Annotated in this window: 19 protein-coding genes; 11 read left to right on the top strand and 8 right to left on the bottom strand. The window is 65.5% G+C overall.

All coding sequences use genetic code 11. From position 1 onward, the window contains the following. Window positions 1-2: 2 nt before the first annotated feature. The 4 genes from AC5QPF_RS12305 to AC5QPF_RS12290 all read right to left on the bottom strand — a co-directional run bounded on the left by AC5QPF_RS12305 (window position 3) and on the right by AC5QPF_RS12290 (window position 4,181). Window positions 3-1,409, bottom strand: a complete 1,407-nt coding sequence (locus AC5QPF_RS12305; protein ID WP_494963469.1) for a cytosine permease — start codon at window positions 1,407-1,409, stop codon at window positions 3-5. Between the two features lie 95 nt (window positions 1,410-1,504). Then, window positions 1,505-2,269, bottom strand: a complete 765-nt coding sequence (locus AC5QPF_RS12300; RefSeq protein WP_494963468.1) for an SDR family oxidoreductase — start codon at window positions 2,267-2,269, stop codon at window positions 1,505-1,507. 108 nt (window positions 2,270-2,377) lie between these two features. Then, on the bottom strand, window positions 2,378-3,160 hold the full coding sequence (locus AC5QPF_RS12295; protein WP_494964162.1) for an alpha/beta fold hydrolase: 783 nt from the start codon (window positions 3,158-3,160) through the stop codon (window positions 2,378-2,380). Between the two features lie 127 nt (window positions 3,161-3,287). Then, a complete protein-coding gene (locus tag AC5QPF_RS12290) occupies window positions 3,288-4,181 on the bottom strand; it encodes a LysR substrate-binding domain-containing protein (protein ID WP_494963467.1) in 894 nt (297 codons plus the stop codon). Between the two features lie 105 nt (window positions 4,182-4,286). Here AC5QPF_RS12290 and AC5QPF_RS12285 point away from each other — a divergent pair, with 105 nt between their 5' ends. From AC5QPF_RS12285 to hpaC, 7 genes are all read left to right on the top strand, one after another. Further along, window positions 4,287-4,955, top strand: coding sequence for an RraA family protein (locus tag AC5QPF_RS12285; protein WP_494963466.1), 669 nt, complete (start codon window positions 4,287-4,289; stop codon window positions 4,953-4,955). After that, on the top strand, window positions 4,952-5,617 hold the full coding sequence (locus AC5QPF_RS12280; RefSeq protein WP_494963465.1) for an RraA family protein: 666 nt from the start codon (window positions 4,952-4,954) through the stop codon (window positions 5,615-5,617). Before AC5QPF_RS12285 ends, AC5QPF_RS12280 begins: the two co-directional genes overlap by 4 nt. Further along, window positions 5,614-6,255 carry an RraA family protein gene (locus AC5QPF_RS12275; RefSeq protein WP_494963464.1) on the top strand — a complete coding sequence of 214 codons (642 nt, stop codon included), beginning with the start codon at window positions 5,614-5,616 and terminating at the stop codon, window positions 6,253-6,255. Before AC5QPF_RS12280 ends, AC5QPF_RS12275 begins: the two co-directional genes overlap by 4 nt. After that, a complete protein-coding gene (locus AC5QPF_RS12270) occupies window positions 6,252-7,466 on the top strand; it encodes an aminotransferase class I/II-fold pyridoxal phosphate-dependent enzyme (RefSeq protein ID WP_494963463.1) in 1,215 nt (404 codons plus the stop codon). The genes AC5QPF_RS12275 and AC5QPF_RS12270 overlap by 4 nt, the downstream gene beginning before the upstream one ends. A 142-nt stretch (window positions 7,467-7,608) precedes the next feature. Continuing rightward, window positions 7,609-8,523, top strand: coding sequence for a 4-hydroxyphenylacetate catabolism regulatory protein HpaA (gene hpaA, locus AC5QPF_RS12265; RefSeq protein ID WP_494963462.1), 915 nt, complete (start codon window positions 7,609-7,611; stop codon window positions 8,521-8,523). Window positions 8,524-8,608: 85 nt separating this feature from the next. Next, window positions 8,609-10,159, top strand: a complete 1,551-nt coding sequence (gene hpaB, locus AC5QPF_RS12260; RefSeq protein ID WP_494963461.1) for a 4-hydroxyphenylacetate 3-monooxygenase, oxygenase component — start codon at window positions 8,609-8,611, stop codon at window positions 10,157-10,159. Then, window positions 10,156-10,659: a 4-hydroxyphenylacetate 3-monooxygenase, reductase component gene (gene hpaC, locus AC5QPF_RS12255; protein ID WP_494963460.1), complete on the top strand. Its 504-nt coding sequence runs from the start codon at window positions 10,156-10,158 to the stop codon at window positions 10,657-10,659. The genes hpaB and hpaC overlap by 4 nt, the downstream gene beginning before the upstream one ends. Before the next feature lie 147 nt (window positions 10,660-10,806). Here the strand turns inward: hpaC and yghU are convergent, their stop codons facing one another. The 3 genes from yghU to AC5QPF_RS12240 all read right to left on the bottom strand — a co-directional run bounded on the left by yghU (window position 10,807) and on the right by AC5QPF_RS12240 (window position 13,282). Beyond that, window positions 10,807-11,646 (bottom strand): glutathione-dependent disulfide-bond oxidoreductase, encoded by an 840-nt coding sequence (gene yghU / locus AC5QPF_RS12250; RefSeq protein WP_494963459.1) that lies wholly within the window; start codon window positions 11,644-11,646, stop codon window positions 10,807-10,809. 92 nt (window positions 11,647-11,738) lie between these two features. After that, window positions 11,739-12,278 carry a methylated-DNA--[protein]-cysteine S-methyltransferase gene (locus AC5QPF_RS12245; RefSeq protein WP_494963458.1) on the bottom strand — a complete coding sequence of 180 codons (540 nt, stop codon included), beginning with the start codon at window positions 12,276-12,278 and terminating at the stop codon, window positions 11,739-11,741. A gap of 74 nt (window positions 12,279-12,352) precedes the next feature. Further along, on the bottom strand, window positions 12,353-13,282 hold the full coding sequence (locus AC5QPF_RS12240) for a LysR substrate-binding domain-containing protein (protein WP_494963457.1): 930 nt from the start codon (window positions 13,280-13,282) through the stop codon (window positions 12,353-12,355). A 109-nt stretch (window positions 13,283-13,391) separates the two neighbouring features. Between AC5QPF_RS12240 and araD1 the strand changes: the two genes are divergently transcribed. The 4 genes from araD1 to AC5QPF_RS12220 all read left to right on the top strand — a co-directional run bounded on the left by araD1 (window position 13,392) and on the right by AC5QPF_RS12220 (window position 18,959). Next, window positions 13,392-14,390 carry an AraD1 family protein gene (gene araD1, locus AC5QPF_RS12235; RefSeq protein WP_494963456.1) on the top strand — a complete coding sequence of 333 codons (999 nt, stop codon included), beginning with the start codon at window positions 13,392-13,394 and terminating at the stop codon, window positions 14,388-14,390. Window positions 14,391-14,457: 67 nt separating this feature from the next. After that, complete coding sequence (locus tag AC5QPF_RS12230) at window positions 14,458-15,777, top strand: MFS transporter (RefSeq protein ID WP_494963455.1); 1,320 nt, start codon at window positions 14,458-14,460, stop codon at window positions 15,775-15,777. A gap of 28 nt (window positions 15,778-15,805) precedes the next feature. Next, window positions 15,806-17,359 carry a UxaA family hydrolase gene (locus AC5QPF_RS12225; protein WP_494963454.1) on the top strand — a complete coding sequence of 518 codons (1,554 nt, stop codon included), beginning with the start codon at window positions 15,806-15,808 and terminating at the stop codon, window positions 17,357-17,359. A gap of 31 nt (window positions 17,360-17,390) precedes the next feature. Continuing rightward, window positions 17,391-18,959 (top strand): aldehyde dehydrogenase family protein, encoded by a 1,569-nt coding sequence (locus AC5QPF_RS12220; RefSeq protein ID WP_494963453.1) that lies wholly within the window; start codon window positions 17,391-17,393, stop codon window positions 18,957-18,959. A gap of 274 nt (window positions 18,960-19,233) precedes the next feature. Here the strand turns inward: AC5QPF_RS12220 and AC5QPF_RS12215 are convergent, their stop codons facing one another. Continuing rightward, entirely contained in the window at window positions 19,234-20,859 is a 1,626-nt protein-coding gene (locus AC5QPF_RS12215; RefSeq protein ID WP_494963452.1) for a methyl-accepting chemotaxis protein, read from the bottom strand. Between the last annotated feature and the right edge of the window lie 116 nt (window positions 20,860-20,975).

Raw genomic sequence — 20,975 nt, 5'->3', positions numbered from 1 at the left:
CGTCATGCCTGCTTGAGGGCACTGATCGGGGCGGCAGGTGATGAGGTGCGTTCGAACGGCGTCAGGTGCAGTTGCTTGTTGCGGTTCACGAGGTAGTACAGCACGCCAGGAACGATCAGCGCGGGCAGCCAGGAGATGTCCGTACCGACCATCTGCGCGATCGGGCCCTTGTAGGAGGACAGTTCCATGAAGGGGATCTGTATCACCACGGCGGTCGCGTAGATGCCCAGGGTGTTCCAGTTGACCTTGCCGTAGATGCCATTGACGTCGTACATCGCTGCCACGCTGTAGCGGCCCTTGCGGATCCAGTAGTAGTCCGCCAGGTTGATCGCGCTCCATGGCACCAGCACATACACCTGGCCGATCAGGATGTCGCTGAAATAGGCGCCGAAGTTGTACTGGGCGGCGATCGCGATCCAGGTCACGATCACGGCAACGACCGCCATGATGAAGAACTTGGCCAGCTTGCCGATCCGTGCCGTGCCTTTGAAACCGGTGAAGATGGTGGTGGTGGACATGTACGAGCTGTACAGGTTCATCACGTTCCACTCCAGCACCCCGACGATGATGACGAAGTACGCCAGCTGCTCGTAGCCGGGGAACAGCCTGGCAATGGCACTGCCGGGATCGGAAAGTACGTCGAGGGCGGCAGTTGCCATGATCGCACCCAGCAACATCACGACAGAGGAGCCGACCACAATCCCCAGGTAGCTGTACCAGAACGTCGAACGCGTCGCGGTGCTGGTCGGTAGATAGCGCGAATAGTCGGCCACATAGGGGCCGGCGCCCAGCGTCCAGGAAGCGGCCTGGGTCACCACCAGGCAGAAGACGGCGAACTTGAACGAGCTTGCCGACAACTGCCACACGCCGTCCGGCAATCCGTGCTTCAAGACGGTGTAGGCCGCCAGGGCGAAAATGATGCTGGAGATCGCGCTCATCCACGCACCGATGCGGTGGATCAGTTCATATCCCACATAGCCGACGATCAAGGTGAGTACGCCGAACAGGATGATTGCATCGTTGTCCGAGACCGGCACGACCGCCTTGATGGAATCCCGCATCACCACGCCATTCGCAGCGGTAAAGAGGATGTAGGCGAGTACCACGATGGCCAGCGGCAAGCCGGCGCCGACCACGCCGAACTGCGCACGGCTCTGGATCATCTGCGGAATGCCCAGGTGCGGGCCTTGCGCGGAGTGGGCGGCCATGAAGATCGAGCCGATCAGGTTGCCCAGGATCAGCCCCAGCACGGTCCAGCCAAGATTGAGCCCCGCGACGATGCCCAGTGCACCGATCACCATGGTGGTGACCTGCATGTTGGCACTGCACCAGATGGTGAACAGCCGCTTGGGCGAGCCATAACGTTCATTCTCGGGAATGAACTCCACGCTTCTGCTTTCGATCTGCATAAAACGTTCCTTCTTGCCGGGATGTTGTAGGTTTTGTTTTGGCAGTACAGGTCATCAGGAGCCGCACTTTTTCAGGGCGTGCGGGCTCCGTGTGGCTAGGCGGCGGTGTAGCCGTTGTCGACGAACAGATGGGTGCCATTGACGAAGCTGGAATCGTCGCTGGCGAGGAAGAGTGCAGCCCTGGCGACTTCAGCCGGATCGCACAGGCGGCCCTGCATGCCTTCGAGCGCGGTGTCGGAAATATGGGCGCCATGTGCGCTCAGCAGCTCCAGTTCGCGGCGGCCGTGGGCGGTACCGATGAAGCCAGGACAGAGGGCGTTGCTGCGGATGTTGCGGTCGCGGAACTCCACGGAAATGGCGCGCGCGAACATATGGCAGGCGCCTTTGCTGGTGCAGTACAGAACCTCCATCGGCGTGCCCACCACCCCGGAGATCGACGAAGTACAGACGATGCTGCCACCGCCCGCCGCGATCATGCCGGGCAATACCGCGCGGGTGACCAGGTACATGCTCTTGACGTTGATGGCCATCAGGCGATCCCAGTCCTGCTCGCTGGTTTCCAGGAATGGTCCGACGTGAATGGTGCCGGCGTGATTCAGCAGCACCGTGATCGCACCGAAGTGCTGCTCGACCTGCGCGACGGCGTCCTGTACCTGGGCGCCATCCGATACGTCAGTGGCGATGAAGCACGCGCTGCCGCCTTCGGCCCTGATGCGCTCGGCCACGGCAGCACCCTCGCTGCCTGGCAGGTCGAGAATGGCGACCTTGGCGCCTTCACGCGCGAACAGCTCGGAAGCGGCAAGGCCGCAGCCTCCTGCACCACCGGTAATCAGAGCGACTTTTCCTGCAAGGCGTCCCATTGTTCTTCTCCTGACTGTCCACTACAGAATCGATGGAGAAGAAGCTAAAGGTGAGCACCCAAGGCGTCCATATGCCGAACGGTATAGGTGTTGATGCAACCGGCCTCATCAACCGGGATGGCGCTGCTGGAACTCGGCGATGCACCGCCACATCTCGATGGGGTTGGAATACATGGGGAAGTGCCCGCACCCGGGAATGCAGGCCAGCTCGACACCCTGCGCCTGGATGCTCGTCAGGTAAGACAGATGGCCATTCTGCTCGCCATACATGAACATCCTCGGGCACGGCAGGCCGAGGAACCTGTCCATCAGCCCGCCATGGTCGGACAGCTGCACCATCGAACCGAAGATGCCCCGCACCGCCCCGGCACGCACGTTGTGCGGCAGGCTGGCGGCGTACAGCGCGCTGGCCGGGTCGCTGGAATGGCGGGTGCGCTCGATGAAGGCGCTGAAGAATGCCTGGGCGCCCTCCGCCGGGTAGTCGACGATCTGCCGGCTGAGAAAGCAGTCTTCCGGAGCGATATTGCCCTCGATATCGACGAAGCTGATCACCCGCGCCGGACAGTGATGAGCCAGGAGCAAGGCGGTCAGCCCGCCCATGGAGTGCCCCACCAGGTGGAAACGCTCGACCCCGTAATGCTCCAGCACCTGCAAGGCGGTCTTCATCAGCAACGGAATCGAGATCCGCGACAGGTCGCTGCACTGGCTTTCACCGCAGCCCGGTGCGTCGTAGGCGATGAAGCCACGACCCTCGAAGGCCGGTTGCCGGGTCAGGCCGGCGTAATCCGCCTTGGTCGAGCCGAAGCCATGCAGGAACAGGATCGGCGCCCCATCGCCATCGCGGTTGGCGCTGGCGATCTCCAGGTCGATGCCGTCGACGCCGAGGGAAATCCGGGCTTGGCGGAAAGTGGACGATGCGGTCACGCGCAGGCTCCTCTGGTGGTCAGGCCGACACTCTCGGCCTGATGCAGTGATCTGTAAATTCCGCTTCAAGGATGGATTCCATACGGCAAACCTATCAGGCCGAACCGCGCATCTGCGCCACCAGCGCCTCCGCCAACGGATTGGCCCGGGCGCTGTTCCAGGCCAGGGTAGTGGTGACCACGCTGACTTTCTGCGTCAACGGGCGCAGCACCACGTTGGCCGGTGCCAGTTTCTTCATCGCCGCCGGCACCAGGGCGATGCCCTGGCCGCAACTGACGAAGGCGATCTGCGACGCCACCGAGCGCACCTCGTGCAGCACACGCGGGGAAAAGCCGCTGGCCCGGCAGGTGGCGACCAGGTTGTCGAAATACACCGGGCTGACCTTGCGCGCGAACATCACCAGCGGCTCGCTCGCCAGGCTCGCCAGGCTGACCCGGCTGCGCGCCGCCAGCGGGTGCTCGGCCGGCAGGGCCACCATCAGCCGCTCCTCGGTCAGCGGCAGCCACTGGATGGTATTGCCCAGGTCGCCATCGAGGCGGGCGAAGGCCAGGTCGATATCGCCGGACTCCAGCGCCGGCACCGCCTCGACGCTGTCGATCTCGCGCACCGACACGGTGACCTGCGGGTGGTCCTGCTTGAAGCGCTCCAGGGCGCCGGGCAGCACGTCGAACATCGCCGAGGAAATTGCACCGATGGTGAGCATGCCCTGGTGCCCGGCCACCGCCTCTTCCACCGCCAGTTCCAGACGCTCCAGCTGGTCGGCGAACTTGCGCACCGCCGGCAGGATCGCCTGGCCCACCGGGGTCAACCGTGCGCCGCGCCGCGAGCGCTCGAACAGCTTGACCTTGAGCGCCTGTTCGAGGATCTGGATCTGCTCGGTCAGCGGCGGCTGGGTCATGCCCAGGCGTTTGGCGGCGCGGCCGAAGTTCTGTTCCTCGGCCACCGCGAGAAACAGCCAGAGGTGACGGATCAGGCGGAAATTGATCATGATTTTTCCATAGGTTCGGCGTATGGGAGACATCCTGGATAAGGAATATACCTATCGAAGTACCTGTTCAACACTCAGGCCTCCCAACACCTGAGAGGTTGCTTCATGAACCAGGACACCGTTCTGCACCGCCTGGCGGCGCTGGACAGCAACACCGTCTCCGACGCCCTCGACTTCCTGGGCCTGCCCGGCGCCACGTTCGGCCTGCGCCCGCTGTGGCATTGTCCGCCACTGGTGGGCCGGGCCAGCACCGTCCGGCTCGCCGCCAAGACCGACGCCGCGCCCACCGTGCACCTCATTACTCCGGTGGTGGAAGCCATCGCCAGCGACGACCGGGTGCTGGTGATCGCCGGTGGCCTGGAGGGCATTTCCTGCTGGGGCGACATCCTCGCCAATGCGGCCCATGCCCGCGGCGTACGCGGCACGGTGATCGACGGCTGCAGCCGAGATATCGACGGCAGCGCAGCCATCGGCTACCCGGTCTACGGCCGTGGCGTGACCATGATCAGCGCGCGCAACCGCGTGGTCCAGGTGGATGCCGCCTGCGCCATCGAGGTCGCCGGGGTGACGGTTCACGAGGACGACTACGTGATCGCCGACAACTGCGGCACGGTGTTCGTCGCCCAGGCACATATCCACCAGGTCATCGAACTCGGCGAGCGCATCGCCCGGCGCCAGGCCGGCATGGTCGAAGCGGTACGCGGCGGACGTTCGGTCGCCGAAGTGATGCATGACAGCCAGTTCGAAGCGATCAACCTGGAGGCACAGCGATGAGCAACCCCGACCAGCAGCTCGTCGACCTGTTCGCCGGCCTCGACACCCCCGGTGTTTCCGACGCCCTCGACAAGCTCGGCCTGCCCGGCCAGTGCCTGGGCCTGATGCCCCTGGCCGATTACGCCCAGGTGGTGGTCGGTCCGGCCTACACCGTGCAGTACGTCAGCGCCAGCACCCCGCCCGGTACCGTCGGCGACTTCATCGACGACGTGGCCCCGGGCGCGGTGGTGGTGATCGCCAACGACGGCCGCAGCGATTGCACCGTGTGGGGCGACATCATGACCCAGTACGCCGGCCAGCACGGCATCGCCGCCACGGTGATCGACGGCGTGTGCCGCGACGTGAGCAAGGCGCTCGGCGACGGCTACCCGATCTTCAGCAAGGGCCGCTACATGCGCACCGGCAAGGACCGGGTGCAGGTCCAGGCGCTGAACCAGCCAGTGTCCATCGGCGGCGCGCGGGTATGCCCCGGCGATATCGTCGTCGCCGATGCCAACGGCGTGCTGGTGGTGCCCCGCGAACGTGCCCGGGAAGTCGCCGAGACGGCGCGGCGCATCGAAGCGGTGGAAGCCGAGATCCGTGACCAGATCAGCCAGGGCAAGACCCTGCGCCAGGCCCGCGAGGCGCTTGGCTACCACCACCTGCAGAGGAAAGCCCCATGACCCCGTCCTTGCCCTTCCCCGCCGACTACCGGGAACGCGCCCGCCTGCTCGGCACCTCGACCCTCTACGAGGCCTCGCACCTACCCACCGCCGTGGACAGCGCCATCCGTCCGGTGTGGGATGGTGCCTTCGTAGCCGGCCCGGCCTACCCGCTGGAATGCGCGCCGGGGGACAACCTCGCCCTGCACCTGGCCATGGAACGGGTACCGCGCGGCAGCGTGCTGGTCGTCGGCACCGGCAGCTTCATCGCCGGCTACTGGGGTGAAGTGCTGACCGTGGCCGCCGAAGCCGCAGGCGTGGTCGGCCTGGTGATCGACGGCGGCGTGCGCGATATCGCCGCGTTGCGGCGGCGGCAGTTCCCGGTGTTCGCCCGCGGGATTTCGGTGAAGGGCACGGTCAAGGCCAGCATCCCGTCGCTGGGCACGCCCTTCAACTTCAACGGTGCCTGGGTTGCCCAGGGTGACCTGGTAGTGGCGGACGATGACGGCGTGGTCATCCTGCCGCAGGCCGAGGCCGCGCGGATTCTTGCCGAAGGCCAGGCCCGGGCGGACAAGGAGACGGTGATGATGGAAGCCATCGTCGCCGGCCGGACCACCCTCGAACTGATGGGTCTGACGCAATGGAGGGAGCGTTCGTGAGCGACCTGCAACGTCTCAATCACAACCTGGCCAATGCCCGGCCCTCGGCCACCTACGGCATCATCGACCGCGTGGCCCGGCGTCGCGCGGATGGGGCACGGATCATCTCGCTATGTGCTGGCGAGCCGGACTTCGACACGCCAGCGCATATCCGCGAGGCGGCGAAGCAGGCCATCGATGCCGGTCACACCCGCTACACCCAGGTCGCTGGCCTGCGCGCCCTGCGCGAGGTGGTGGCGGCCAAGTTCCGCGACGAGAACGGCCTCGACGTCGACTGGCAGGACACCCTGGTGTGCAGCGGCGGCAAGCAGGTGATCTACAACGCCCTGTCCGCCAGCCTCAACCCCGGTGACGAGGTGATCGTGCCGGCGCCGTACTGGGTCAGTTATCCCGAGATGGTGCAGTTGTGTGGCGCGCGCAGCGTGATCGTCACCTGCGATGCCACCAGTGATTTCAAACTGACCCCCGAGGCCCTGGCGGCAGCGATCACCCCGCGCACGCGCTGGTTGATCCTCAATTCACCGTCCAATCCCACCGGCGCGGTGTACAGCCGTGAGGAACTGCTGGCGCTGGCCGAAGTGCTGTTGGCGCATCCGCAGGTGCTGGTGTTGGCGGACGATATCTACGAGCACCTGATCTTCGATGGGCAGGCGTTTCTCACCCTGGCTCAAGTCGAGCCGCGCCTGGCACCGCGCACTCTGACCATGAACGGTGTGTCCAAGGCCTACGCCATGACCGGCTGGCGCATCGGCTTCGCCACCGGGCCGCGCTGGTTGCTGGAAGCCATGGAGAAGCTTCAGGGTCAACAGACTTCCGGCGCCTGCTCGATTGCCCAGCATGCGGCGCTGGCGGCGCTGCGCGGGCCAAAGGATTTCCTGCTGGAGAGTCGCGCGGTGTTCCAGCGGCGGCGGGATCTGATGGTGAATATCCTCGATGAGATTCCCGGATTGCAATGTCGTAGACCGGGAGGTGCGTTCTATGCCTTCGCCGACTGTGCCGGGTTGATTGGTACGACCTCGGCAGGCGGGCGGGTGCTGGCGACGGATGAGGATGTGGCGCTGGCGTTGCTGGAGGAAGCCAATGTAGCGGTGGTGCATGGCAGTGCGTTCGGGCTCGGGCCTTATCTGCGGATTGCCTATGCGCTGGAGGATGGGGAGTTGGTCGAGGCTTGCGAGGCGATCGAGCGGTTTTGTCGGACGTCAAGCCGGTAAACCGCAAGCTCCACTGCTCTCACCCCTTTGAGTTTAAGAGGACTTGAAGACACAAGCTGGCTTGCCAGCGATGAGGCCCGGTTTGACACCAGCAACATCTCTCGGCTAGAAACACCCCGCCTCTGCCCATAACAACAAAACCATGACCTCCACCCCGATTCCTATCCTCGACCTCGGCCGCGACTACGACCAGCGCTACGCCGACGCCGACCTGCACTACGACGCCCACGGCCGCCTCTCTGCCGTGTTCGGCCGCAACGTCGCGGTGCACCGCCACGACCGCTTCTTCCAGCTGCACTACATGACCTGCGGCCAGGTCCACGTCTACCTCGACGACACCCCCTACCGCCTGCAAGGCCCGATGCTGTTCTTCACCCCGCCGGGCATCCCCCACGCCTTCGTCACCGACGCCGACTGCGAAGGCCACGTGATCACCCTGCGCCAGCCCTGGGTCTGGCAGATGTTCAGCGACGGCAAGCGCGCCCCGGACCCGCGCCTGGAAATCCCCCTGTGCGTCAGCCTCGCCGACCTGCCCGGCGAACTGGCCGCCGAGGCCGCGCAGATCGACCAGCTCTTCCACCTCCTGCAACGTGAATTCCGCAGCGACCTCCCCGGCCGCGACCTCAACCTGCAGGCCCTGGTGCGCCTGATCCTGGTCACCCTGCTGCGTCTCGCCGGCAACGCCCAACCCGACTGGCAGGTCAACCGCCCCGACCTGCTGCTGTTCCACCGCTTCAACCTGCTGGTGGAACAGCATTTCCAGGAACACTGGCCAATGCCCCGCTACGCCGAGCTGCTGGGCCTGACCACCGCCCGCCTCAACCTGGTCTGTCGGCGCATCGCGCAGATGTCGGCCAAGCGCGTGGTGTGGGAGCGCCAGGCCCAGGAAGCGCGGCGCCTGCTGTTGCACAGTGGGATGTCGATCAACGAGATCTGCTATGAGCTGGGATTCAAGGACCCTGGCTACTTCTCGCGTTTCTTCACCCAGCAGGTCGGTATCAGCCCCCGCGAGTACCGCACCGAGCACCCTACGAAAAATACAACTTTCCCAACCTAACCGTCATTCAGCCCCCAAACGCGAGCCCTCATCATTCTCCGCAGCCCCAAAGGCTTCCGATAACTACAATCAGCGGAGACCCAGCATGCACACTGCCCGCCCCTTCACCGGCGCCGAGTACCTCGAAAGCCTGCGTGACGATCGTGAAATCTACATCTACGGCGACCGCGTCAAGGACGTCACCACTCACCCGGCGTTCCGCAACTCCGCCGCCTCCATCGCCCGCCTCTACGACGCCCTGCACGACCCGGAGCACCACGAGCAACTGTGCTGGCCGACCGACACTGGCAACGGCGGCTACACCCACAAGTTCTTCCGCATCGCCGAGACCGCCGAGCAACTGCGCGAGCAGCGCGACGCCATCGCCGCCTGGGCGCGGCTGTCCTACGGCTGGATGGGCCGCACCCCGGACTACAAGGCCGCCTTCGGCGCGGTGCTGGGTGCCAACCCGGAGTTCTATGGCGAGTACGCCGACAACGCCCGGGCCTGGTACAAGCGCATCCAGGAGTCATGCCTGTACCTCAACCACGCCATCGTCAACCCGCCCATCGACCGCGACAAACCCAGCGACGAAGTGAAGGACGTGTTCATCCGCGCGGTGCGCGAGGTGGAAGGCGGGATCATCGTCAAGGGCGCCAAGGTAGTGGCGACCAACTCGGCCCTGACCCACTACAACTTCATCGGCTTCGGCTCGGCCCAGGTCATGGGCGACGACCCGGACTTCGCCCTGATGTTCCTCGCGCCGATGAACAGTCCGGGCCTGAAGCTGATCTGCCGGCCGTCCTACGAGCTGCAGGCCGGGCTGACCGGCTCGCCGTTCGACTACCCGCTGTCGAGCCGCTTCGACGAGAACGACGCGATCCTGATCCTCGACGATGTCTTCGTACCCTGGGAAAACGTGCTGGTCTACCGCGACTACGACCGTTGCCGACGCTTCGCCAGTGCCGGCGGCTTCGGCCGGCTGTACCCGATGCAGGGCTGCACGCGCCTGGCGGTGAAGCTGGACTTTATCGCCGGGCTGCTGACCAAGGCCCTGGAATGCACCGGCTCCCTGGACTTCCGCGGCGTATCGGCGCAGGTCGGCGAGGTGATTGCCTGGCGCAATCTGTTCTGGTCGCTGACCGACGCCATGTGCGGCGCGCCGGAGCGCCAGGACAACTGGAGCACCCCGGCGCTGCTGCCGAGCAACCAGGCGCAGCAGGTCTACCGGGTGATGGCGCCGACCGCCTACCCGGCGATCAAGAAGATCATCGAGCAGACCGTGGCCAGCGGCCTGATCTACCTGCCCAGCGGCGTGCGCGACTTCGCCAATCCGGAACTGGACAAGTACCTGGCCACCTACTGCCGTGGTTCCGGCGGCATGGACCATCGCCAGCGGGTGAAGATCCTCAAGCTGCTGTGGGACGCCATCGGCAGCGAGTTCGGCGGCCGTCACGAGCTGTACGAGATCAACTACGCCGGCAACCAGGACGATATCCGCCTGCAGACCCTGGCCTATGCCCGCGCCAGCGGCGCCATGGCCGGCATGCAGGGGCTGGTGGAGCAGTGCCTGTCCGACTACGACGAGAAAGGCTGGACCGTGCCGCACCTGCACAATCCGGACGATATCAACGCGCTGGAGCGGATCCGCCAATGAACAGCCAACAGCAAGCGTTTCGCGAGGCGATGGCGCACCTGTCCGCCGCGGTCAGCGTGATCACCAGCTACGGCCCGGCCGGGCGCTGCGGCATCACCGCCACGGCGGTGTGCTCGGTGACCGACACGCCGCCGACCCTGCTGGTATGCGTCAACCGCAACAGTGCGCTGAATGCGGTGATCAAGGCCAATGGCCGGCTCTGCGTGAACGTGCTGGCCAGCGAGCATGAGGACGTGGCGCGGCATTTCGCCGGGATTACCCAGGTGACCATGGAACAGCGCTTTGGCCTGCATGACTGGCAGTTGCAGGATGCAGCGCAGCCCAGGCTGAGCGATGCCCTGGCCAATCTGGAGGGTCGGGTGAGCCAGGTGCAGGAGGTGGGGACCCACTCGGTGTTGCTGGTGGAGCTGGACGATATCCAGGTGCGCGAAGGGGGTGACGGGCTGGTGTATTTCAGCCGGGCGTTTCATCCGCTGGTGCGGCCGAGCGCGGCCTTGTAGGAGCTGGCTTGTCGGTATGCCGAACCACTGCGAAGGACCGCAAGGCGGTCCCAAGCCTAACTGATATCGGGGACCGCTGTGCGGTCCTTCGCGGGCAAGCCTCGCTCCTACAGGGTGTTCGCAAGCAAACCGGTTCTTGCGTTCGCTTCAGTCGAAATCGCTGGCCGCATGCCGCTCCGGCAACTGCTCCGCTTCATCCCCCCAGGTCTTGTTCACCCGCTGCCCACGCTTCACCGCCGGCCGCTCGGCGATCTCGTCGGCCCAGCGCAGCACATGGGTGTAGCTCTGCGCATCGAGGAACTCGGCAGCGCCATAGACCTTGTTGCGCAGTATCTCGCCAAACCACGGCCAGCAGGCGATATCGGCGATGGTGTATTCGTCGCCCGCTACATAGCGGTGCTCCGCCAACTGACGATCGAGCACATCCAGCAACCGCTTCACCTCCATGGTGTAGCGGTTGATCGGGTACTCGAACTTCTCCGGCGCATAGGCGAAGAAATGCCCGAAACCACCACCAACGAAGCCTGCCCCGCTCATCTGCCAGAACAGCCAGTTCAGGCATTCGGCACGTTTGGCCGGGTCCTTGGGAATGAAGGCGCCGAAGGAGTCGGCCAGGTGCAGCAGGATCGAACCGGATTCGAACAGGCGCACCGCCGGCTTGAAGCGGGTATCCAGCAGCGCCGGGATCTTCGAATTGGGGTTGATGTCGACGAAACCACTGCCGAACTGGTCGCCCTCGCCGATGCGGATCAGCCAGGCGTCGTACTCGGCGTCCTTGTGCCCGGCGGCGAGCAGCTCTTCGAGCAGGATGCCGACCTTGGCGCCGTTGGGCGTGGCCAGGGAGTAAAGCTGCAGCGGGTGACGGCCCTGGGGCAGCTCACGCTCGTGGGTGGGGCCGGCGATGGGCCGGTTGATATTGGCGAACTGGCCGCCGCTGGCCTTGTCCCAGGTCCAGACCCTGGGTGGGGTGTACGGGGTATCAGACATGTTCGAGCCCTCCGCGGATAGTGTCGGTAACCGGGTGTTTATCGGTTATTCGGCAGCGTTGGGCAAGCCAGGCTTATGCAAATCCCCATGCTTTACAGGGCGGAGCCCCGGGTCGGCGTGTAGAACAGCGAAGACAGCGCCCCTTCGTGCTCCAGCAGGTGGATCTTCTTCTCGATGCCACCGGCATAACCCGTCAGGCTGCCATCGCGGCCGATCACCCGATGACAGGGGATGATGATGGAAATCGGGTTATGCCCCACCGCCCCGCCGACCGCCTGGCTGGACATGCTCGCCAGACCGGTGCGGACGGCCACGGCCTTGGCGATCTCGCCATAGGTGGTGGTGCCGCCGTAGGGTATCTCGCAGAGCAAGGTCCACACGGCCTGGCGGAAGTCGCTGCCCAGGGGAGCCATGGGCAGGTCGGCGATGGGTGGTTGTTCGCCGGCGAAATAGCGGTCGAGCCAGGTCTTCGCATGGACCAGGAACGGCAACTCGTCATTGACCACCAATTCCCCCGGGGAACTGCCGCCGAAATACTTCTGACCCGCCATCCACAGGCCCATCAGGTGGCTGTCGCTGCTGGCCAGGTGCAGGGTGCCGACGGGGGATTGGTAGGCGGTGGCGTAGAACATGGGGGATGGGGCTCCGGGGATCGGGGGGAAGTCTTTACCATGGGCGAGTGCCGGATCTCAAGAAGCACCGGTGGTCATGCCAGCGATGAGGCCATCAGGATCGCCACCAACACCCGAGCCGCGCCACTCAATTCCACCCCCTTGCGCGTCACCACTTCATACGGCTCGCTGCGCGACTTCACCTGCAACGGCAGCCGCACCAGCATCCCGTGCTCCACCGCCACCTTGGCCACATCCCACGGCATCACCGCCAGCAGCCCGGCATCCTGGCGCAGCATGGACAGGGTGGTGAAAGTTGACGAGGTCTCGATCGGATACTGCGGAAACCCCAGCCCCGCCTCGCGAAACTCCCGCTCCAGGGTCAGGCGCATGGGCATGTTCACCGGGAACACCACCCAGCGCGAATCCGCCAGTTGCGCCAGTTCCAGGCGCTCGCTGCGCGCCAGCGGATGCTGCGGATTGGCGACCAGCACCAGTTGCTCCTGGTGCTTGACCCGGCTGTCGTAGGCGTCCGGTCGGCGGCTGACGCTGGTCCGGCAGATCACCACATCCAGGCGGCCCTGGTCGAGCAGGCTGAGCAAGCGGTCACTGGTGTCCTCGACCACCGTCACCGACAGGTCCGGCTGCTCCTCGCGCAAACGCGCCAGGCCCTCCACCAGCATCGGCACCGCGCCCATGATGGTGCCCACCGACAGGCGCCCGCCATGTCCCTGCAAGATGCCGATCATCTCTTCGCGCAGATGGGCCAGGTCGGTGTTGATCAACCGCGCGTAACGCACCACGCAACGCCCCAGGTCATTGGCTTCCAGGCCCTTGCTGGTGCGCTCGAAGAGCACCGCGCCGAGGGTCGACTCGATCTCGTTGAGGGCTTTGGTCGCCCCCGGCTGGGTGATCGACATGGCCTCGGCGGCCTTGTGGATCGAGCCCAGTTCGTCGAGGCAGATCAACAGGCGCAGCTGGCGCAGGCGCAAGCGCGAAGCCATGGAACTCAGGGGTGGCAGCATGGGGGATCACCAAAAGTTATCGCAGGGCGAACAGCTGTCATTAGGCAGCATTGCCCACGGAATTTAAAGTGGCTCCATCCGATCCCCACAAGAACAAGCCGGAGCCAGCATGCGCCTGATCCAATTCGAAACCGCAACCGCCCAGCGCCACGTCGGCGTGGTGGAAGGCGACCTGATCCAGCGGGTCCGCGACACCACCCACATGCGTGAACTGGCCCTGGCCGCCATCCGCAACCAGCGCGGCCTGGGTGCCGAGGTCCTGGCCCGTGGCCTGGACGCCGAAACTGAAAGTTATTCCCAGGCGCTCGCCGAATGCCGCGTGCTGCCACCGCTGGACCACGAGGATCCCGCCCACTGCCTGATCAGCGGCACCGGCCTGACCCATCTGGGCAGCGCCTCGACCCGGGACAAGATGCACCAGCAGAAGGTCGACGATGCCGCCGCCCTCACCGACACCGCACGCATGTTCCAGTGGGGCATCGAGGGCGGCCGTCCTGCCGCCGGCAGCGTCGGCGCCCAGCCGGAGTGGTTCTACAAGGGCGACGGCTCCACCGTAGTGCGCCCTGGCCAGCCGTTCCAGAGCCCGGCCTTCGCCGAGGATGCCGGCGAGGAGCCGGAACTGGCCGGGCTCTACGTGATCGGAGAAGATGGCCGGCCGTACCGCTTGGGCTTCGCCATCGGCAACGAATTCTCCGACCATGTGATGGAGCGCCGCAGCTACCTGTACCTGGCCCATTCCAAGCTGCGCAATTGCTCCTATGGCCCGGAACTGCGGGTCGGCGAACTGCCGCGCCACCTGGAAGGCGTCAGCCGCATCCGGCGTGGCGATGCCGTGCTCTGGGAAAAGCCCTTCCTCAGCGGCGAGGACAACATGTGCCACTCCCTGGAAAACCTCGAATACCATCACTTCAAGTACCCGCAGTTCCTCCGTCCGGGTGACGTGCACATCCATTTCTTCGGCACCGCGACCCTGTCGTTCGCCGACCGCATCAGCACCGTCGCCGGCGATGTCTTCGAGATCAGCCTGGCCGAGTTCGGCGCGCCGTTGCGCAATGCCGTGGCCCAGGCCGAGAGCCCGTTGCCACCGGGAGCCGTCGCCACGCTCTGAACCGTGAATCCGGGCGCAGGGAGGCGCCACCCCGACATTTCATAACAAACATAAGAGTGAGATGAGCATGAAGAACAGCCCTTATGCGGCGGCCCCCTCGCCCGCCCTCGCCCCTGCCGGCAGCGCCCGGCCGACCAACGTGCGCTGGCGCATCTTCCTGATCCTGCTGTTGCTGGCGGCGATCAACTACATCGACCGTGCCTCGCTGTCGGTGGCCCTGCCGCTGATTTCCAGCGAATTCGAACTGACCCCGGCCCTGGAGGGCCTGATCCTCAGCGCCTTCTTCTGGTCCTACGCGCTGATGCAGATTCCCAGCGGCATGCTCCTGGACCGCTTTCAGGTGCGCAGTATCGTCGGTGTGGCCACCGTCGGCTGGGGCGCCTTCCAGGCCCTCGGTGGCTTTGCGCACAACTGGATCACCCTGCTGGTCACCCGTATCGGCCTGGGCGTCGCCGAGTCGCCGATCATGCCTGCCGGGGCCAAGCTCAACGGTGCCTGGCTGACCCCCAACGAGCGTGGCCGCGGCGCCACCCTGGTGGACGGCGGCGCACCGCTGGGCACCGCCTTCGGCGCGATCATCATCGCCGGCCTGATCACCTGGTTCGACTCCTGGCGCATCGCGTTCATCATCGCTGGCGTCGGCACCGTGGTGGTGGGCATCTGGGCCTGGTGGTACATCCGCAACCACCCCAGCGAACACCCGCTGGTGAACAAGGCCGAGCTGGACTACATCACTCAGGCCAACGACGCCGCCAGCCTGTCCAGCGGCGAGCGCAAGGCGCTACTCAAGGAGCTGCTGAAAAGCCGTTCGGTGCTGTGCATGTTCGCCGGCTACGCCTGCTACAACAGCGTGTTCTACGGCCTGCTGACCTGGATGCCGAGCTACCTGCACCAGGCCCACAACCTCGATATCAAGGCCATGGGCGGCGCCACCTTCCTGATCTTCATGTGCGGTTTCGTCGGCGAGCTGGTCGGCGGCTGGATCGCCGACAAATGGCGTACCCAGGGCGGCCAGCCGAACACCGTGATGCGCAGCATGTTCGCCGGCTCCGCTGCCGTCGCCGCCCTGTGCATCCTGCTGGTGGCCTACACGTCCGATGCCGCGCTGGTGATCGGCCTGCTCTGCGTGGCCCTGTTCTTCATCCGCTGGTGCGGCATGTACTGGTGCCTGCCGGCGATCCTCGGCGGCAAGTCCAAGGCTGGCGTGCTGGGCGGCAGCATGAACTTCTGCGGCAACATGGTCGGGGTCATCGTGCCGATCCTGATCGGCCTGATCGTGCAGTTCACCGGTTCCTATTTCCTGGCCCTGATCTTCTTCGTGGTCATGGCCTTCGGCCTGATGCTCTTCTCGGGCCTGATCGACTATCGCGAGCGTGGGCTGGCCTGAGCCTGCGCTGTTATCTGAGGTAACCGTCATGCAACTCATTACAACAACAGGCAGTGCCAGCACTGCCAACGCCGTGATCCGACTCAACCCGCTGGACGATGTACTGATCGCCCGCCAGCCGCTGGTGGAAGGCCTGGAACTGCCGGAAGGCATCCGTGTGCGCCAGGCGATTCCCGCCGGGCACAAGGTCGCCGCCCGCGATATCGCCGCCGGCGAGGCGCTGCGCCGCTACGGGCAGATCATCGGCTTCGCCAGCCAGGCCATCGGCGCCGGGGAGCATGTCCACGTGCACAACGTCGCCATGGGCGACTTCAGCCGCGACTACGCCTTCGGTGTCGATGCCAAGGGTGTGCAGGCGCTGGTCGAGGACCGCTTCATGGGCATCGTGCGCAGCGACGGCCGCGTCGCCACGCGCAACTACATCGGCATCCTCACGTCGGTGAACTGCTCGGCTACCGTGGCCCGGGCCATCGCCGACCATTTCCGCCGCGACATCCACCCCGAGGCGCTGGCCGCCTATCCCAACGTCGATGGCGTGGTGGCCCTGACCCACGGCGTCGGCTGCGCCGTGGATCCGGGCGGCGAAGCCCTGGCCATGCTCCAGCGCACCCTCGGCGGCTATGCGGTGCACGCCAACTTCCATTCGGTGCTGATGATCGGCCTCGGCTGCGAGACCAACCAGATCCCCGACCTGCTCGCCGCCCAGGGGCTGGAAAGCTGCAATACCCTGCGCACCTTCACCATCCAGGGCACCGGCGGCACCTCGAAGACCATCGCCAGCGGGATCGCCCAGGTCAAATCGCTGCTGGCCGAGGCCAACCAGGTCGAGCGCGAGCCGGTCAGCGTTCGTCACCTTACCGTCGGCCTGCAATGCGGCGGCTCGGACGGCTACTCTGGCATCACCGCCAACCCGGCACTGGGCAATGCGGTGGACCGCCTGGTGGCCGCAGGCGGCACGGCGATCCTCTCGGAAACCCCGGAAATCTATGGCGCCGAGCACCTGCTGACCCGCCGCGCGGTGAGCCAGGCGGTAGGAGAAAAGCTGATCGCCCGCATCCAGTGGTGGGAAGCCTACTGCCAGCGCATGGGCGCCGAGCTGAACAACAACCCGTCCGCCGGCAACAAGGCCGGCGGCCTGACCACCATCCTGGAAAAATCCCTGGGCGCCGTGGCCAAGGCCGGCTCCAGCGACCTGGTGGATGTCTACGAATACGCCGAACCGGTGCGCGCCCATGGCCTGGTGTTCATGGACACTCCCGGCTACGACCCGATCTCGGCCACCGGCCAGGTAGCCGGCGGCGCCAACCTCATCGCCTTCACCACCGGCCGCGGCTCGGCCTATGGCTGCGCACCCTCGCCGTCGATCAAGCTGGCGACCAACACCCGCCTGTGGGAAACCCAGGAAGAGGACATGGACGTCAACTGCGGCGGCATCGCCGACGGCAGCATGACCATCGAGGAACGCGGCGAGCACATCTACCGCCTGATGCTGCGCATCGCCTCGGGCGAGCGCAGCAAGAGCGAGCAGCACGGCTACGGGCAGAACGAGTTCGTGCCGTGGCAGATCGGTGCGATCACCTGATTTTCCGTCTTGTCCGATACAGGAGAACCCCATGACTTTCGGCCACAACTACATCGGCGGCCAGCGCTCTGCCCAAGGCGAGACGCGCCTGCACAGCCTCGACGCCAGCACCGGCGAGGCGCTGCCGGGCGAGTTCTTCCAGGCTACCGAAGCGGAGGTCGATGCCGCGGCACGTGCGGCCGCAGCGGCCTTCCCGGCCTTGCGCAACCTGGCGCCGGAACGGCGCGCCGTGTTCCTCGACGCCATCGCTGATGAGCTGGACGCCCTGGGCGATGATTTCGTCGCCACCGTCTGTCGCGAGACTGCCCTGCCCGCCGGGCGCATCCAGGGCGAGCGTAGCCGCACCAGCGGGCAGATGCGCCTGTTCGCCCAGGTGCTGCGCCGTGGTGATTTCCTCGGCGCGCGCATCGACCGTGCCCTGCCCGAGCGCCAGCCGCTGCCGCGGGTCGACCTGCGCCAGATGCGCATCGGCATCGGTCCGGTCGCCGTGTTCGGTGCCAGCAACTTCCCCCTGGCCTTCTCCACTGCCGGCGGCGATACCGCGGCCGCGCTGGCCGCCGGCTGCCCGGTGGTGGTCAAGGCGCACAGCGGCCATATGGCCACCGCCGAGGCCGTGGCCGACGCGATCCAGCGGGCGGCCGAACGCAGCGGCATGCCGGCCGGGGTGTTCAACATGGTCTATGGCGGTGGCGTCGGCGAATGGCTGGTAAAGCATCCGGCGATCCAGGCGGTGGGCTTCACCGGCTCGCTGCGCGGTGGCAATGCCCTGTGCCGGATGGCGGCGGAGCGGCCGCAGCCGATCCCGGTGTTCGCCGAGATGTCCAGCATCAACCCGGTGATCCTGTTACCCGACGCACTGCGCAGTCGTGGCGAGACCATCGCCCGTGAACTGAGCGGATCGGTGACCCAGGGGTGCGGCCAGTTCTGTACCAATCCGGGCCTGATCATCGGCCTGCGCTCGGCGGAGCTCGACGATTTCATCGAGCAGTTCAAGGCACGGATGGCCGACCAGCCGGCGCAGACCATGCTCAATGCCGGGACACTGGCCAGCTACCGCAAGGGCCTGGAGCATCTGCACGGGCATCCCGGCGTGCGTCATCTGGCCGGCGCCGCGCAAGGCGAGGGACAGGCCCAGGCGCAGTTGTTCGAGGCGGATGTGCGGCTGTTGCTGGAGGGGGACGAGCTGTTGCAGGAAGAGGTGTTCGGCCCGGCTACCGTGCTGGTTCAGGTCGATGACCTGGCGCAACTGCGGAATGCCGTGCAGGCGCTGCGCGGCCAGTTGACGGCAACCCTGATCGGTGAACCGCAGGAACTGCTGGAGCAAGCATGGTTGAGCGAGCTGCTGCAGGAAAAGGTGGGCCGGGTGCTGATCAATGGCTACCCGACCGGGGTCGAGGTGTGCGATGCCATGGTGCATGGCGGCCCCTATCCGGCGACCTCGGACAGCCGCGGGACCTCGGTGGGGACCCTGGCGATCGACCGCTTCCTGCGGCCGGTGTGCTTCCAGAATTATCCGGATGCGTTGTTGCCGGAAGCGTTGCGCGATGGCAATCCGCTGGGGATCCAGCGGTTGGTGGATGGCCAGCGCTGTGACCACTGACTGAGGCGGTGCCTGTTCCACCGCTATCGCGGGCAACGCCCGCTCCCACAGGTTCTGCGGTGCACGCGGACCTCGCGGGAGCGGGCTTGCTCGCGAATGGGCGCGAAGCGGCCATGAAACCTGAATGCAAGGTGTGTCAGGCAAACTCGGGACTCAGGATCAACTCGATAGGTGGCGCCGTGATCATGCAGTTGCGCGGATCACCATACGAGTTGCCATAAGTCGAAGTACCGACGGTCTGGTAGCACTTCCTGTCGAGCGACACACCCCTTGGTCACACCTTGAACTTGGAAATCATCACGTTCAGTTCCACCGCCAGCCGCGACAGGTCCTGGCTCGCCGCATTGGTCTGGTTGGCCCCGGCCGAGGTCTGCATCGACAGGTCGCGGATGTTGACCAGATTGCGGTCTACCTCCCGCGCCACCGAAGCCTGTTCTTCAGAGGCACTGGCAATCACCAGGTTGCGCTCGTTGATCGCAGCGATGGCCTCGGCGATGACCTTCAGCGCTTCGTCCGCAGCCTGGGCCACCACCAGGGTCTGGCTGGCCTGGCTCTGGCTGCTGTGCATGGTGCTCACCGCGCGGTGGGTGCCGGCCTGAACGCCGCCGATCATCTGCTCGATTTCCTCGGTGGACTGCTGGGTACGGTGGGCCAGGGCGCGCACTTCGTCGGCGACCACGGCGAAGCCACGGCCCGCCTCGCCCGCACGGGCGGCCTCGATGGCGGCATTGAGCGCCAGCAGGTTGGTCTGGTCGGCGATGGAGCCGATTACATCGAGCACGCGGCTGATGTCGTTGACATGGTTGGCCAGGTCCTCGACTTCCTGGGCGGTGTCACCGACATCGCTGACCAGGCTCTGGATCGAGGCCAGCGCCTGGTCGACCTGGGCGCGGCCATGCTGGGTGGTGTCGTCGGCGCGGCGCGAGGCATCGGAGGTGGTCACGGCGTTGCTGGCGACTTCCTCGACGGCGGCAGTCATTTCGTTCACTGCAGTGGCCGCCTGCTCGATCTCGGCGCTCTGTTGCAGCAGGCCGCGGCTGGTGTCGTCGGTCACCGCATGAAGTTCTTCCGAGGCCGAGGCCAGGCGGTCGGAAGATTCGGCGATCTGCTTGATGGTGGTGCGCAGGCGTTCCTGCATGGTGCGCATGGACTCCAGCAGCAGCGCCGGCTCGTCCTTGCCGACCACCTTGATGTCCTGGGTCAGGTCGCCATGGGACACACGGTCGGCGACCACCACCGCTTCGTGCAGGGGCAGGACGATGCTGCGGGTCAATACTGCAGCGATGGCAATCATCGCCAACAAGATCACCACCAGCGTCACGGCCATGATCACCACCGCACGGTCATAAGCCTCGCCGCTGACCTTGCCCGACTCCAGCAGGCCGTCGTAGTTGTAGCGGATCAGGTTGCTCAGGTCGTTCATCATGTTGTCGGCATGGGCCACGATCGGACCGTTGAGCAGGTCGGTGGCTTCGTCCGGACGGTCGGCGCGCACGGCCTCGAGGAGTTTGCCCTGCTCCACGGCGTACTGCCCATAGGCGTTGGTGAACGCCTCGAACAGTTCGCGATTGCGCGGGCTGTCCATACCGTCCTGATAGGACTTGAGGTTGCTGGCGATCTCGTCCTGGCGCTCGCGGATCAGGGACAGGGTGCGTTGGCGCTCCTGGGGATCGCGCTGCAGGATCGAACGCAAGGTCAAGGCACGGACGCGGCCCAGGGCCAGGCCGACTTCGGCCAGGGCATGACTGCCGGGTTGCCAGTAGCCGGTGATCCTTTTGGTCGACGAATCCATTTTCTCGGCTTCGAAGATCGCGACGCCACCCAACAGCAGTACGAGCACCGCCAGGATTGCAAAGGCGAAGCCGGCCCTGGCACCAATGGAGAGATTTCTGACCCGCATCGAGCGTTTCCTTAAGTTTTCTGGGTTGGCGGTGCGCCTGAAAAAACCACAAATATTGTAGGTTAATCGCAAAATGATGGCAAACTGCAATCGCACCCTGATCGTGCCCTTTCTTG

The sequence above is a fragment of the Pseudomonas sp. Con_6 genome (assembly GCF_059379395.1).
This window is presented reverse-complemented; position numbering and strand designations above follow the sequence as displayed.